The sequence below is a fragment of the Sphingobacterium sp. IITKGP-BTPF85 genome (assembly GCF_001006065.1).
GTDB classification, from domain to species: domain Bacteria; phylum Bacteroidota; class Bacteroidia; order Sphingobacteriales; family Sphingobacteriaceae; genus Sphingobacterium; species Sphingobacterium anhuiense.
Map to the genome: position 1 here is coordinate 1 of NZ_ASZT02000064.1, position 15,159 is coordinate 15,159.

Genomic DNA, 15,159 nt, shown 5'->3' on the forward strand with positions numbered 1-15,159 from the left:
CCATAATGATTAAGTTAAAATTTTCAGGAAACACTCTCTTAGTTTTATTGAATTATGTCCAATATGCTGACGATTTACAAGGTCGCATTTTGCGACTTTAAGATTTCAAATTCTTAAATAGTTAATGTGGACATGAAGTTCTTAGGAAATCTGGTTAAGTTGAACCGTACATGTTCATTTAATCTTTTCTTTTCAACCCCATATAATTCTGCAAAATCACTATCCATAACTACTTTGTGTCTACAGAGTTTCCATCCTTGATAGTATGATATGATACTATCAAGGATATAATTTATTTGCTAATATTGGATCATCTAAAACTAGTAGCTTAATTCAGTTTTAGTTTAAATGCCTATTCTATACCTCTTATCTAAGCTAAATTTCTTGTTTTTATTCTACACTAATTTTGTCGTAAAAAAATCAAAATAGTATGCAAGGGTCTCGAGGTGGAGTACTTTTTTGAAAACAAAAACAGGCATTATGAAAATAGGACAAAAAAGATTACAGCTTATAAAATATTTTTAAGGTTGGTACAGTTCACCTTATTTGGATTCAATTGGTATCCCGACTATTGGTTACGGAATGCCTACCTATACTTAGAAAAGTGACGATAAACGATCCGGATTTACCCAAAACAGAAGGATAGCTTATGCTTTTAGAAATACTTTCCAATTATGAAGATGATATTAACCGGTTGTTGCTAAAGCAACCTCGTTAAAATCAATTTGATGTACTGGTATCTTCTTATTCACCTCTGTAGTAAAATCAGTATAGGTAAAAAGATAGCCTTTAGGAAGTATATCTAGAGTGAATGTTATTTAATCAGTAGTTTTTATACCTTTTTATTACATCGAATATATGATTTTGTCCATTTTATTATATAAAAAACTGGACATTTAGATTTTAAGTTATAATGTCCAGTTTTGCTTATAGGTAGACTTACCTGTACTTGCGCTATTAATATGAATTATTAGTAATCTTTGCTAAATTTTATCGGTATAAGGTTTATAGTAGTAAAAATAGTGAAATTTACTCTCGTTTATCTAACGCAGGTAATATTTACACTTGTTATTGATTCTTATCTGCTTGCGAAGATCAATAGTCTTTATCCCTCACTTTCCTTTCGTTCATCTGCGACAGGTAATCCTATAACTGACGTTCGCAAGTTTTGAACAGTTAGGAATGTTATCAAACTGCATTTTTTTAAATACTATTTTTTGGTTTTGATTTTTTTTCGATGTTGGCGCTAGGGCGATAGTAAAGATTATCTAACGACAGGATATTTCCCTTATCATCCCTGCTATAGTAGATCACCATTTTTAGTAGGTATACCACGGGTCTTCCTGCCTGCAAGGCGGGCCTCCAAACGCATGCATTTTTTTTGATTGCATGCAGTATGACTCCGTGGCTAGGGGTAGGGGTATTTGGTTCTGTGTTTGTTAAAGCAGCGATCCAACCATTCTTGAATATAAGAAACTGAACACTGATTGAGTCAGATTTTAGACCTATATTGGGTTTAACTGCAGGTAGGCCCATTGTTGTAGCTAATTGCTGGAGGTATACTTTTATTCCCTTATTTGGTGCGGGTGGTATCGTTGTGATTGTAAAAACACCCTCCTCCTCTTCAGGATCAATATCTAAAACATAACAGGGAGAAATCGAATCAATAATCAAAGGTCTTCTTTGGCTCTTACTTTCCGCCTCAGGGCGAGTGGAGAAAACCATACTCTTGGGTTGCATAGCCTGTGGTAATGCCCGCAATCTGGATTTATCAATCTTAATGGCGGAGGGCACAACCGGACTGCTGGATTGTCTAGCCTGTGGTAAAGCTGGTAATCCAAATTGCATCAAAAGTAAAAATAGCAAATAGCTACGCATGGCAAACCTGTTGCACAGAGTGTCTCTTCTCAAATTATTTGATGGTCTTTATTTAGCACTTTCCAATAAGATTAAATTTAAAAAATATTATCTGTAATCTATTGATATATTTCTTTGTTTCTCTAATATATATATATCTTTTCCTTAATTTTTGTCAATTATAATGTTCGTTTGCGCATTTGAGTTGTGCGAATTTTTGTTGCAGACTTTAATTTTCCTATGTTTGGTAAAATTTTTCAAAACTAATTTTAGTTTATCCTGTAGATGAAATTTTCATTTTTAACAACTTCTTTTTTATTGGGATTCACCTTATGTAATAAAGTATAAAAACTTTAATAATAATGAGATTCTAATATTCCTAGTATATAAATGCGATATGGTGAATACTAATTTTTTTAATAAATATAGCTTATGAATAGAAATATACTTCTATCCTTTTTTATGGTTTTTGTTTGTTTTTTAACAACAAAAGCACAAATTTCAAAATATTCTATAGGTGTCTTTAGTGACATAATGCTGGAAGCTCCAACCTATGATACTTTTATGGTATAAATGGTAAATATGACCTTAATAATCACAGTGGAATACAGGTTTTTGGTGGCTATAGTAATGTCCATATGACAACAGTTGGGGCAGATTATATTTACAATATAAAGGACCAAACGAAAAGTAATTTTAATATCTATGGTGGAATAGGTTTATCAGGAGACTTTTATAAACAAAAGATTGTGGTTGAATCTGAAGATAAAAAAATATCAGGATATGCGAAGAAAAATTATGTAGCTATAAATCCAACAATTGGAGTTTCGTATCGTTTTGATCCCGTTAAAAGTACGGTCTTTGCAGGTTACAAAGTGAAATATTATCCATTTGAGGATGCTATGGATATCAATTATCTTTCTGTAGGGATTCGTTATCACCTGTAATACTGCTTTTTATCACCAATATTAAATCCTATCTTTTTTCTTTCTTTTGGGATGGGTTCCTCGATTTCCTTCGGAGAGTGCTTCGCAGGTTTATCTTGGAGACGATCAATGTATTCAAATACTAGGTCAATATTTTTATCTTGACCTTCCTGTTTTTTAGAAATCTTTTCAACCGTTTGTTTTATTTCAGCGATTTCGAGGCGTAGATCAGTGTTATCGATTAATAACTGACGCATACGCGTAAATACACGCATTATCTGTATGTTTATTTAGATAGCGATGTCGCTTTTTAATACGGAAGATAGCATTGCGACTCCCTGTTCTGTGAACATCATTGGCAAATATCGACTACCACCTCTATTATCTGCTTTTGAGGTCACAATTTGTGACCTCAAAAGTTCAAATTCATTTTCTAATAACTCAAACATAAATTCCTAAGGGAATCAATTTCACAATAAATTTCAAACAATTAAAATTAAATCATCAGGGAAACGGGTTATATTTCTTCGTACTGCTTGCTTTAAGACTTTAGTTTCAATTCCATATAATTCTGCGAGATCACTATCCAGCATTACTTTATGCCCTCGGAATACATAAATTTTATTCAGGACCACCTCTTCGGGTAGAATTTATAGCGTTTCTTGTTCACCCTTATTTTTTTGTTTCCGCCCCATCACCAGGTTTCGGTGATAAGTCAATAACTGGACCCGTCCACTATCTCCGTAAAATTGTCATGAGTGCAATCTATGATAACGATAAAGATAAATCAAAGCATGATAACTATTTGTTTAATCGACGGTATTTAAATCCTCGCCTAGCTGGTTTTCTAATTGTTCGACAGTTGGTAACTTGCTTTGAAAATCTTTTGGTAATGCTTGTGTTAGTATGTATTCACTGATCCCAATAGGCTTGTTAATATCTCTGAGGGCATATTCTGCTTCAACTTTATCTTTATCCTTACATAATATGAGGCCTATAGAAGGATTGTCGGACGAATGTTTTAGTTGACTATCTATAGCTGATAAATAAAAATTTAGTTTTCCAGCATATTCCGGTTTAAACTTTCCAGATTTCAGTTCAATAACTATAAATGACCGCAGTTGTAAGTGATAAAAAAGAAGATCGATATAATATTCATTGTCACTTACTATTATTTGATATTGACGACCTACAAATGAAAATCCTTTTCCAAGTTCAATTAAAAACTGAGTTATGTGTTCTATCATTGCAGCTTCTACTTCTCTTTCTAGAGCGTGCTGTTCTAGTCCAAGGAAATCAAAGTTGTATGGATTTTTTAATGTTTCTATTGCTAACCCGGATTGATGTTGTGGTAATATACGTTCAAAGTTAGTGATAGATTTACCTTTTGTTTCGAAGTAGTTATTTTTAATAGCTAATTCAAGATTGTCCCTTGTCCAGCCATTTTCGACTATTGCTCTGCAATAAAATATAGCTGTTTCAATATTTTTTATTTTGGTTATAATAAGTCGATTATGTCCCCATGGTATTTGTGCCACAGGGTGTGGCACAAAGTCATACTGTTGATTATAGAATAAGTACCATTGACGTATAGCATAAAGATTTCGTCTGGAAAAACCATTAATATTTGGGAAATTCAGTTTTAAATCAATAGACAATTGTTCTAAAATTGCATCACCCCAATTTGATTCAACTTGTTTTCTTATAATGTCAGATGCTAGGTCCCAATAAAGTTCGATTAATTGAGAATTGGCGCTAATAGCGACTTTAAGTTGAGTTGTTTTTATTTTTAACTTAATTTCTTCCAGCCATTTTTTATAAGAATTCGTATTGATGTCCATTCTATACTATTTATGATTTGAAATTTATGATATAATTGGTTCACAATACCTAATATAGTGAAAAAAGTAATGATATCCCTAATCACTCACTCTCATTTCCTTCGGCTGGTTTCGGTAATAAGCCAATTACTGGACGATCACCATCTTCGTAAAATTGTACGGAGGTCAATCCATGATTCCGATAAAAAATAAATTCTATACATTAATGAACTATTCGAAATTTATATGGAACTAGGCCGAGTGCAAAAGTAAGATTCTGAAATTTTGAGCTGTCCTCATTTAACCAAATCATTTAAATAATAAAGGACTTCAAAAATATCGAAGTCCTTTCTGTTATTATTATAGGTAGATGAATAATCAAGTGAATAGTAACTAAGATTTACATTTATTCAATCTTACTTAGTAGCTGATAAATCTGTGGAAATAGATTTTTTATTTAAAAGCCTTATCCTGAAAAAAAGGGATAACTTGACTGTTAAATCTCCAAATTTGAAGCGCTACACAATCTTGTACTAAGATACTAAAAAGATTTAGTTTTCAAAGGAAGGGCTTTTTATGATAGACCTTATTGCTCATTCTCATTTCCGTCACTTGGTTTCGGTAATAGGCCAATAATTTGACACTCTCCATCTTAATAGTATTGTCCTTTGGACAATCAATGATGTCTGTTGCCAACAATACTAAAACATCATGAGTTATTCGAATAGTTGGTTTAAGACTAAAAGCTACAGTTCAACTTTAGTATAAAGGTATATTGTTCGGCTCGATGCTGTGCTGTCGTTATTGAAGCGAATTGATTTTTATTGGAAATGAGTTGAATGCGCACTATTTATTATTTAATATAATAAACATACATTCTATCAAGAATTATCTTATCAGAAAAGAATAGGTTGTATAGATAGTTAATTGTATAAATTAATTAATTTCTACAATTAACTGATAAAATATAGAGATCAGCGTTAGCTTTGCATGCTAATAACAATGAAAAATATACAGCAGGCTCTAATAAAATCGAACTTTTAGAAAAAATCTCGACAAAAACCAATAGTATTGATATTATTAATTCACTTGCTCAGGAAAACATCATAACTTTGGGAGAGAAAGAAATTTTTATAAATTTATCTAATGAAATTTCTTATTCAAAAAATCCAGATGAGGTAGTGAAAAGATACAGTGAAATTTTAAAACAAAATGGAATATATAACAAATTTGAAGGTGTAATTCTTGCAATGGCTTATACAGCAAAAGAATATCCACAAATTATTTCTTTGCAACAAAAGGATCAATATATTAAGCTCCATTCAAGTAATAAACAAGCAAGATTTTTAACATCTTGCGCAGGGGCATCAGTTGGTTTAGCTTTAGCATTTGTTGGCTTAGCCGCAAGTGGAGCAAGTGTGATCGGAGCAGGGATTGGAGCAGCGGGTTTTATATATGCAAGTGCTCAATGGGGAGCTTCTTGTCGATAATTTTATAAGATATGTTTAAAATAAGTAAAAAATAATCTTCATCGCTTTCGTTATCTGCCTATTTTGCATCGGACTAGGCATAAATGATATTATTGAAGATTACAGAAAAAGTCACAATTTTTTGGTTAAAGACTTATTTATTTTTATTCCCTATATAATATCGGAGGAATTTTCTTTTATATTTTATACATAAAAAAAGAAAAAGATACTAAGTCTCATTCTAACTAAACATTACAACAACAGTTAATCAACCATCATGATTAACTGTTGTTTTCATAATTTTATTCCATTCCGGCATTTCTTTTTAATTGCTAAATCTCCTGATCCCAAAGATCAGTCAAAGAAGCAATCAGCGATTTCGAGGCGCAGATCAGTGTTATCGATTAATAACTGACGCATGCGTGTAAATACACGCATAATCTGTATGTTTATTTTAATCGCAATGTCGCCTTTTAATACTGAAGAAAGCATTGCAATTCCTTGTTCTGTAAAACAAAATGGAGGGTGCCTTAATCCCTGTTTGTCTTTAATGGAGGTCACAAATTGTGATCTCCAAATTTGAAGCTCACTGGTTGACATCTCAAACATAAATTCCTAAGGGAATCAATTTCACAATAAATTTCAAACAATTAAAATTAAATCATCGGGGAATTGGTTTATATTTCTTCGCACGGCCTGTTTCAGTACTCTTGTTTCTATTCCATACAATTCAGATAAATCTCGATCCAGCATTACTTTATGCCCTCGGAATACATATATTTTATTGAGGATCACCTCTTCGGGTAGTATTGATAGCGTCTCTTGTTTCGCCATAATTGGTTAAATATATTGGTTTTCAATATCTAAGATAGTGAAAAAGCAAAGATATATCTTAACCTTTAGACTCATCTCCCGTATCTGGTTGAGGTAACAAACCAATAACTGGACGCTCACCATCTCCGTAGAATTGTCGTTGCGACAATCCATGATACATATTGAAAACAAATCAAAACATCGTGAACTATTCGAAGAGTTGAATTGATGTTAGACCGAAAGCTAATAAATAAACTTTATAGTGAATCTATTTCATTACAGATACTGTATATGTGATCTAGCCCATAGAGGAGCGCGGCTTCGTCAATTTGCATCCATTGAAAAAGCTGTAATATCAAATTGTAATGTTGCCTAGCATAAGTTGTATCTTTGATGGCTAAACCAGCTTGAAAGCAAATTGGTTCGTGATGTGCCATTCTATTTCTTAATGAATTTAATTTAGCTAACTCATTAAAGACATAAGTGTTATTATATTGCAATGTTGCACTGCTTTTCGGTTTTGACGGAAAGATTTGTAATAGTATTTTACTTGTTGCATTATATTGATGAGCTGCAAACATATATCTCCAAAAACCAAATCCAAGTTCTGCAACTAATTTGAAATGAGAATACGAATGTAATTTTTTTAACGCCTCATTGATACTTTGTTTAGTCAGATAGCAGTTGGAGTTGTCAAATATTCCACCTTTCTTTACCCCGTCACGAAGCCAGTTATCTCCAAATTTCAATGTACACTTATAATCTCTTGCATTTCTCAGTGCAATTTCAAAGCAACTTATTACTGTAAATAGTTCTTGAGTCAAACGAAGGTTTTTACGATAAAGAGTCATCGCTTTTCTAGAATCATTTTCTGATGCAGCAAGGTAACGATTCATCCGGGCATGTGTAATTACATTTGCAAACTCATTGTATTTCATTGATTTGTTTATTTCAGTTAATTAACTTATCTTTGTATTACCTTATTCCCGTTGGTCCCTGAATTGCTATTCAAACTAGCGGGTTTCGTTTTTACAGCCTTAATCTTCATCTATTTTTCATAGATAAATTGAAGCTTTCTATCATAGACCTTATCCTTCACTTTCCTTTCCCTCAGCTAGTTTCGGTAATAGGCCAATAACTGGACGCTCACCATCACCGTAGAATTGTCCATAAGACAATCCATGATGCCTATTGAAAGTAAATCAACTTATCATGAACTATTCGAAATTTATATTGTTCTAGACCGAGTGCAAAAGTAAGATTGTGAAATTTGAGTTGTCGTTATTTAAGTAAACCTGTTTTAATAAAAAAGGACTTCAAAAATTTCGAAGTCCCTTCCCTAATTATTATTGGTAGATAAATCTTTATCGACAGATTTTTTATTCGAAAGGTGCTTTCTGACAAAAACACAGCTTAAATGCTATTTTATATACAGATCTAAAGTAAACCGTTATACGATCATAAATTAAATATACTGAAAAGTTTTAGTTTTCAAAGGAATGGATTTTTATGATAGACCTTCTTCTTCACTTTCCTTTCCCTCAGCTGGTGTCGGTAATAGGCCAATAACGGGACGCTCTACATTTTTTATGTTATGAGGTTATTAGGTTAGTGAGTTAAAACTTAAAGTTCACAGATAATATATGATGCGGATATAAAAACAGACCTTACACGTTATTAATTATTGGAAGAGCTAGTTGGGATGTATCCTATGGGCTATTTCTTCCTGTATGGAATATGAGTGTAGTTTGTCTTTTTATTTAATTTTTAATTCCATCAATGCCGATGGAATTAAATTATTGGAAGTCGTGTGGTTATGCTAATTAGTTACTTTAACGAATATTTTTCTGATTACGCCATTTTGCTCAATAGCCTTTACACTCAATAATAAATTTGGAGCTTCTTGAAATACTCGACAATGTATTCTTTTTATATATCCAAGCTTGGTACCGTTGAATGTTACAATTACAGCTTCTTTATCATGCTCATTATCTTTATCCAACGCATATTGGAGTAAGTCTCCGTTCTTTACAAAGTTTCGAGGAATCTGAGCATAAGAAAGTCCTGAAATATCGGTTAAAAAATGAAGATCTGTTGTATTATGGTATTCTGCAAGAAATTCAAAGTTGTCAGTTGCCGTTAAGCCCTGAGTTTTGCCAAGCAAATAAAATTTGTCATTTGCCTTATCGGCAGGAACTTCCCAAAAATCTAAAAAATTTTGAACATCAGGACGATCCGTTTTTATTAATCTATGGGAGAAAATAGAAAGTACATTGATATCATATACCTTGTCTAAGTCTTGAAACTCGAAATAGGGTATAAATCCTTCTGTCTTTCTTAATGTTTTGGCTTCAGGTAAATATTGAAATGTAACATTATTATCGTTGTCTTTTTCCAAAAGTCCAACAATATGCCTACGGGATCCGACCCCTTACGCCATGCAAGATAAATTTTTGAAAACTCACTCATTGATAATAGATATAATGTTTTTGTATCGCAAAGTTAGCAATTTTAATAACAGCCGATTACTGGACGCTCGCCATCACAGTAGAATTGTCGATAAGACAATCCATGATGTATATTGCAATAAATTGTTGACTCTGCTATCAATGTTCGTTTCTATACGAAACTACTTGTTCATCATCAAACATAATTTTTAAGGCCATTATTATTTAACGCTTTCAATCCTGTTCTTTAAATATAATTCTTCTTTCATTTCTTACGCTACATCGACATCCGTGGAATCGTGCACCAATTGGAAACTGCTGAAAAGTACTCCTTCTAAATCAAAAATACATATCTGGACAACTAGATTTAGATTTAATTTGACGTGTGTAAGCTTTTGATCGAACTTTAGCACTTTTGTTTGATCAGGATCTTCAATAAAATATTTAAATGCATCTGTACTATCTATCCTACTTGATGCAAATGAAAAATTACCAGATTTACGTAGGAAATCTATTACATGACCTACAGTTGTATCCTCGGTAACGTAGCCATTATTTTTAAGCTCGTTAAATAAATCACTAAAACCATCTCGATGTTTAACATTACCAACTAAATCCAAACAATTATCATCGTTAATTAAACATTCTGCTTTGCAAATGATGTAATCAGATTTTAATCTATTTGTTCCCCAATAATGTGCAGCCTTTATTGATTCTTCCCAAAAGTAATATCCAGGAGATAGCCATGCGTCATCACGATCGCATATATAAGGACCATGAGCTAACACTTCATCATTATTGCCTCTGAAAGTTAATGTGTGGAAAATATCCTTTACCATTACCTAAATTTCTAATCTATCTCGTTAGTATGTTGCTTTAAAGGCTCATTTAAATCTGACAAATTCAAAGTTGGAAGAATTATGGGACGGATATTTGATTGCACAGTAATTGTACTTACATAAGCCCTTAAGTATGGAAAAAGAATTGCTATACTATTTGTGTAGAAATAATCTGGGACTTCCGCTAGGCTTGAAACATTAGTAAACTCGAAAATACTTTCGCAATCAACTGAAACAAAAGCTTCAGTAATACCTTCACTTTTTGCGATTATTGCAAACCTTAATTCAAAAATAGATCTTGATTTTATAAAAGTGCCTGATACAGCAAAAGAAACATCGATTTCACCTTCTTTATAAAAAGAAAAATCTAATAATGTTTTAGTGAACTTGTAGTTCGAAATTTTGAAAGATGCTGATTGCATTGGATTGATTTAAATAAAAAAGGTTCGAATATGAATTCGAACCTAAGTTATTGTTAATCTTGAAGCTTTCAAAATTATTTTTTTCATTTGTGAAAGTTATACTGCATCTTTTACTTGATAAGAACTCAGTAACTTTGAGCCCTCCTTTATCTAAATAGTTGCCGGAAGACCAAATTTCCATCACTTCCTCTCTACTTTTAGTAGCGAGAAAATTTTTTAGACTATCTAACATCTCTTTCATAATATTATTATTTCTTCAATTTTCATACCAATACTACATGTAAAGTGTTCCTCAGAAATTTCAAGGATTGGACTCTAATACAGTATTTCAAATGTGTACTATTGGCGGTACTTGAACGTTTTATTTGTACGTATAGAACAAACATAATCACGAAAAGTTTAATTTCCAAATTGATGGTGTTACTGATGGTACAGTTTGTAGTAGAAATGTTGTTGTAGGTGGTGTTGTAGATTATAGGCTTAAAATTCATAGGATTAAAGCTCTATGTGAAACGAATAACATCATATTAATGGCACGGTTCATTTATAGAATAATTCTCGCTTAGGTGAAGAAAAAGCTCAAAATAACTGCATATTTTTTTTTATTTCTTTTTTTAAAATATATAATATTGTTACACTTAGACAATTAAATTGCTCTTATCTGATATTAGATATTGCAGTTTATCAAATAAAGGAACGAACTCTTTGAAATGAACCGGATCGAGTTCCTTTAGACTTTCTGCAAATTTTCGCTTTTTCCCTTTGAAAAGATATATTGTTCTGGACGCTCACCATTTCCGTAGATTCATAAGACAATCCATGATGCTTATTGAAAGTAAATCAACTCATCATGAACTATTCGAAGAGTTGATGAGATCAAACTTCAGTTGTTAGGCTCTACTATATAAAAATATTGTTCTTTTTGACTTTGAACTATCGTTATTGATGCGTAAGACCGGTTCTTTCTTTAGTTCATTTCCAATATATTTTTTCAATAAGTTATACAGGCGTCCAGATTTAAGAGTAAGACCGTAGTCTTTGCTAAAGTCAAGTGTCATTTCTGCAATAGACCTTGCTGTCGTGAAATAATCTGTTCTTAAAATTATGTATTTAATCATTTCTCGTTCCCATTTAATACCTGAACCGACTGGTTTTGAGCATCCTGTTGATTTAAAATAGATTGGAAGATTAACTACATTAAGTGTTTTAAAGTTTTCTATTACCAATAAAGCTTTTGTGCTAAGTATTAAATTGGTTTCAAAATCGAAAAAGTCTTTAAGTTTAATAAAAAGTGGTTCACAAATTTTGTTTACAGTTTCAACTGATATGGGGATACTTTTGCTGTGATAACTAGATATTGCACTTTTACCTACTTTTGATAAAACAGCTAATCCAATTAGGGTTAAACCTGATTCTTTCAGTATTGTATCCATTCTTTCAGAAATTTTTTCAGCAAGTGTATAATTAATTACTTTTCCCATTTTGATATTTCTGTGAATATTTTATTTAAATACTTTTGTTTATTTGATTACAGTTTGTATATTTGTATTACAGTCAGTTAACTGATTGTAGTCTCGGAATCGAAACGGCAAATTTCAAAAGACACGAGATGTAGGGTTTGCGAACCCCCATTCTTTTTGTATTTTAGCAAAAATGAAGGGGCAAGCTCCCCTATTCGAAACTGTGTCTTGGGTTCTTTGCCGTACCCGGTTCTAGGTGGAGAATAGCGGGGCTTGCCTTTTTATATAAAGCTTCCCCTTTTCTTCCGCACGAGACTTATTTTCATTAACCAATGTTTTATTAACCAAATAATGATGAAAAATAGAAAGTCCAGAAATCCATTTTTACGTCTGCCGATCCAGGATCGTGCAGGGCATAGCGCTATCAATGCGTTGATAAAAAACAAGCTGCGACAACCGGAATAGCTTGTCATCCATTAAAAACCAAAAGGGCGTATCTACCAATGAATGGTGATCTAATAATGCTGAATAGCCATTGTTAAATACCAAAATACCCTGTAGGTTTTACCGATTCATATTAGCGGGTTAGTGCCATAAGCTTTCGATATTCTGTTTCTTTAAATTTTCCACTTTAAAAGTAACGAATATTTTATTGCTAAACAATGATACTGCTATTAAAAGTATAGATATTCTATATTTCTATGGATCGGGTTTTTATTATTACAATTATAGAATGCAATTACGAAGACCAATTTTAATACGTACTGAAGACATATTATTGCATTTATTCCATCTTATTTTTTAACTGTTAAGCTATTAATAGCAGGTTGCTGGATTTCTAGAGTCCAGCCCACTAAACTAAGCTTAACGTAACACTTAATCGAATGCTAAAAAATAGCAAAAGGGAAAGCTATGCGCTGTCCCCAGAGGAAGAAATGTTTTCGTACCAGTCTAAAAAACGTGTTCCAATCCTCAAAAAACCTGTTATGATAAGCCTTTTACCGGAAGGAGCTTTTAAAAAGCGAGTCGTGGAATCGACAAAAGAGCCAGTCCGCAACCGACTTAAAAATAGAACTGACGAACGGCCGAAAGATCGCTACTATTCGTATGTGATTGCTTCTAAAAAGGAGGACGAATCATACACCGCAGTGGTTCGTGATGAACGTAAGGATGTGCTCCGGATATCACTGGTGAATATGGCTATCTATGAATGCTACTTGTTTGCACTGAGATTACCATTGAGTTTTCCGACGGAACAGATCATCGTGCACGGTGAAGATAAATCCAAGTTGGTACGGCAAAGAACCAATAATGATCGGGAGCAGGTGTCTGCCATTACTGATTTTTACGACTATGAGCTCACCGTACCTGCCGATACGGAAAGAGAGCAGTATAGTCAGCGGATATTGAATGACCTGAACGATCACTTTCAACTGGAAGTACATATCGAGAATCTTTCGGTCGTGAAAGACAGTAGGTCTTTTATGACAGATCAAGGTGAATCAATTGAGCTGATTTGGCAAGAACAGCCAACTATGATCATGAAAACGAAAATAGGGGCTAAAGTAGGGAAGACTTATCCAATGTTAGCGGAGAACAATTAAAAGTAAAGTTTCAGTGTTTATCAATCCCCTTTCTACCGAGGGCTAAGAAAAGACTTTAGAATCAAGTCTCCCTCGGTATGAACTGGAGTATGGGCACATTATGTCTAAAAATATGATCAAAATACATATAAAATATATAAGCAAGCTTTGGAGCTATCTCCAAAAGCTGATGCGATCTAAGGGAGAAGGGTTCTTGTTGGTGGGTAAATTTTTTGTGGCTGTTTTGTTGGTGATGGGGTCGGTAAAAGTGGGTAGAGGGCAGGAGATTAAAGCTTTAAAGAGCGGTGAATCTATTCCAGATTTCGTTTGGGAAATGCCCATGGAATTAGAATATTTCAATGGAAAAAAGGAAAAGGTTCACCTCTCGGACTATAAAGGCAAAGTGATAGTGTTTGATTTCTGGTCGACTGGATGCAAAAGTTGCATTGAAGGAATTCCAAAATTGGAATTGATCCAGGAGCGGTTCAAGAACAATCTGGTAGTCATTATGGTCAATAGTAAACGAAATAGAGATACAGCAGAACGTATCGCAAAGCGATTTCAAAAGTATAAGAAGGATTTTAATTATACGCCTTCATTAGCTACGATAACTGATGATACTGTTTTTACAAGCTTGTTTAAGCATAATGTATTGCCGACCGTAGCTGTTATAAATTCTAAAGGTGAATTTGTGGCGACCACAGGTGCAAACAATTTAACAGATCGTAATATTGAGAGTTGGATACAAGGTGCCAACGGAAATATAAAGAATACAGGTTATTATATCAATGTTGGAGATGAAGGAAGAGGAGGAGGAGGTCCATTATTTGATACGATAAATACTTATCAATATTCTGTTTTTGCTAAACAGAGAGATCATTTTTTAGATAGTTATCCAAACTTTATTTATAGAAATGGAACTACTTACCTGAGGATAGGTAATCAGACGTTAAGTTTTCTGCTCAACTATGCGTTTCCATTTGAGATGCAGGGGTACGATGCTCAAAGTGCTTTTTACGAAGCGGGATTGGGAATTGAATTTAAGCTGGATTTGATAAACAATAATAAGGATGAGAGTAGGTATTGGTACGAGTTTTTCTCTAGAGATTCGGTTTCAAAGATGGCTTTCCGAAAATTATACACAAAGGATTTTACGCAGTATTTTAAGATTGCTGTTGAGAGAAGAAAGGATACTGTTGAATTCTACACGGTGAGCTTTAAACCCGAATTCGATAAAATTAAAACCAAAAGTAACATCATGATATCCAAAGCAAGTTCTGTGAATAATGAATCTTATTCTCAAAATATACCCATATACAATATCATATCAGGACTATCTTATGCTTTTGAAGTTCCTATTGTCATCGATAGGTCCGAAATGACACGGGTCGACATGACAATTCCGGCTGGATTTGTATTTCGTAGTGAAAAGGAAAAATTAGATTTTTTCAAAGAAAGGGGTATTATTCTCACTAAGGTCAGAGCGTATAAGGAATATCCTTACATCTATTTGTTCAAATAGT

The 15,159-nt window shown here is 33.1% G+C and carries 13 protein-coding genes and 2 pseudogenes; 4 read left to right on the plus strand and 11 right to left on the minus strand.

Going from position 1 to position 15,159, the window contains the following annotated elements:
* Positions 1-113 precede the first annotated feature (113 nt).
* Both L950_RS27875 and L950_RS13505 read right to left on the minus strand, forming a co-directional pair.
* The gene (locus L950_RS27875; RefSeq protein ID WP_084825446.1) at positions 114-227 is read right to left on the minus strand and encodes an ORF6N domain-containing protein; all 114 of its coding nucleotides are present in this window, start codon (positions 225-227) and stop codon (positions 114-116) included.
* A 976-nt stretch (positions 228-1,203) separates the two neighbouring features.
* Entirely contained in the window at positions 1,204-1,911 is a 708-nt protein-coding gene (locus tag L950_RS13505) for a hypothetical protein (protein ID WP_197086425.1), read from the minus strand.
* 515 nt (positions 1,912-2,426) lie between these two features.
* Between L950_RS13505 and L950_RS13510 the strand changes: the two genes are divergently transcribed.
* A complete protein-coding gene (locus tag L950_RS13510; RefSeq protein ID WP_410528132.1) occupies positions 2,427-2,804 on the plus strand; it encodes an outer membrane beta-barrel protein in 378 nt (125 codons plus the stop codon).
* On the opposite strand, the gene L950_RS33300 is transcribed toward L950_RS13510, so the two are convergent.
* The 3 genes and pseudogenes from L950_RS33300 to L950_RS13520 all read right to left on the minus strand — a co-directional run bounded on the left by L950_RS33300 (position 2,795) and on the right by L950_RS13520 (position 4,624).
* Positions 2,795-3,058, minus strand: a complete 264-nt coding sequence (locus tag L950_RS33300) for a hypothetical protein (RefSeq protein WP_156169684.1) — start codon at positions 3,056-3,058, stop codon at positions 2,795-2,797. The genes L950_RS13510 and L950_RS33300 overlap by 10 nt on opposite strands.
* A 15-nt stretch (positions 3,059-3,073) precedes the next feature.
* Positions 3,074-3,418 (minus strand): annotated as a pseudogene (locus L950_RS33305) (ORF6N domain-containing protein).
* 174 nt (positions 3,419-3,592) lie between these two features.
* Positions 3,593-4,624 (minus strand): YhcG family protein, encoded by a 1,032-nt coding sequence (locus tag L950_RS13520; RefSeq protein WP_021188410.1) that lies wholly within the window; start codon positions 4,622-4,624, stop codon positions 3,593-3,595.
* A 965-nt stretch (positions 4,625-5,589) separates the two neighbouring features.
* Between L950_RS13520 and L950_RS13525 the strand changes: the two genes are divergently transcribed.
* Positions 5,590-6,093 carry a hypothetical protein gene (locus L950_RS13525; protein ID WP_021188411.1) on the plus strand — a complete coding sequence of 168 codons (504 nt, stop codon included), beginning with the start codon at positions 5,590-5,592 and terminating at the stop codon, positions 6,091-6,093.
* A 333-nt stretch (positions 6,094-6,426) separates the two neighbouring features.
* On the opposite strand, the pseudogene L950_RS33310 reads toward L950_RS13525, so the two are convergent.
* The 6 genes and pseudogenes from L950_RS33310 to L950_RS13555 form a co-directional block, all read right to left on the minus strand.
* A pseudogene (locus L950_RS33310) lies at positions 6,427-6,906 on the minus strand (ORF6N domain-containing protein).
* Positions 6,907-7,142: 236 nt separating this feature from the next.
* Positions 7,143-7,823, minus strand: a complete 681-nt coding sequence (locus L950_RS13535; RefSeq protein WP_031287285.1) for an Abi family protein — start codon at positions 7,821-7,823, stop codon at positions 7,143-7,145.
* Between the two features lie 881 nt (positions 7,824-8,704).
* A complete protein-coding gene (locus L950_RS13540; RefSeq protein WP_021188417.1) occupies positions 8,705-9,283 on the minus strand; it encodes an HIRAN domain-containing protein in 579 nt (192 codons plus the stop codon).
* A 321-nt stretch (positions 9,284-9,604) separates the two neighbouring features.
* Positions 9,605-10,171 carry a hypothetical protein gene (locus L950_RS13545; RefSeq protein WP_021188418.1) on the minus strand — a complete coding sequence of 189 codons (567 nt, stop codon included), beginning with the start codon at positions 10,169-10,171 and terminating at the stop codon, positions 9,605-9,607.
* An 11-nt stretch (positions 10,172-10,182) separates the two neighbouring features.
* The gene (locus L950_RS33315) at positions 10,183-10,593 is read right to left on the minus strand and encodes a protein-export chaperone SecB (protein WP_021188419.1); all 411 of its coding nucleotides are present in this window, start codon (positions 10,591-10,593) and stop codon (positions 10,183-10,185) included.
* An 890-nt stretch (positions 10,594-11,483) separates the two neighbouring features.
* On the minus strand, positions 11,484-12,074 hold the full coding sequence (locus L950_RS13555; RefSeq protein WP_021188420.1) for a helix-turn-helix domain-containing protein: 591 nt from the start codon (positions 12,072-12,074) through the stop codon (positions 11,484-11,486).
* An 863-nt stretch (positions 12,075-12,937) separates the two neighbouring features.
* Here L950_RS13555 and L950_RS13560 point away from each other — a divergent pair.
* Entirely contained in the window at positions 12,938-13,657 is a 720-nt protein-coding gene (locus tag L950_RS13560; RefSeq protein WP_021188421.1) for a hypothetical protein, read from the plus strand.
* Between the two features lie 112 nt (positions 13,658-13,769).
* Complete coding sequence (locus L950_RS13565) at positions 13,770-15,158, plus strand: TlpA family protein disulfide reductase (RefSeq protein ID WP_197086427.1); 1,389 nt, start codon at positions 13,770-13,772, stop codon at positions 15,156-15,158.
* The last annotated feature ends 1 nt before the right edge of the window (position 15,159 follow it).

Bases quoted from the DNA above. Each gene is read 5' to 3' on its own strand.
- L950_RS13565 (WP_197086427.1), top strand. From the start codon at position 13,770: ATGATCAAAATACATATAAAATATATAAGCAAGCTTTGGAGCTATCTC.
- L950_RS13555 (WP_021188420.1), bottom strand. From the start codon at position 12,074: ATGGGAAAAGTAATTAATTATACACTTGCTGAAAAAATTTCTGAAAGA.
- L950_RS13520 (WP_021188410.1), bottom strand. From the start codon at position 4,624: ATGGACATCAATACGAATTCTTATAAAAAATGGCTGGAAGAAATTAAG.
- L950_RS13560 (WP_021188421.1), top strand. From the start codon at position 12,938: ATGCTAAAAAATAGCAAAAGGGAAAGCTATGCGCTGTCCCCAGAGGAA.
- L950_RS33300 (WP_156169684.1), bottom strand. From the start codon at position 3,058: ATGCGTGTATTTACGCGTATGCGTCAGTTATTAATCGATAACACTGAT.
- L950_RS13535 (WP_031287285.1), bottom strand. From the start codon at position 7,823: ATGAAATACAATGAGTTTGCAAATGTAATTACACATGCCCGGATGAAT.
- L950_RS13545 (WP_021188418.1), bottom strand. From the start codon at position 10,171: ATGGTAAAGGATATTTTCCACACATTAACTTTCAGAGGCAATAATGAT.
- L950_RS33315 (WP_021188419.1), bottom strand. From the start codon at position 10,593: ATGCAATCAGCATCTTTCAAAATTTCGAACTACAAGTTCACTAAAACA.
- L950_RS27875 (WP_084825446.1), bottom strand. From the start codon at position 227: ATGGATAGTGATTTTGCAGAATTATATGGGGTTGAAAAGAAAAGATTA.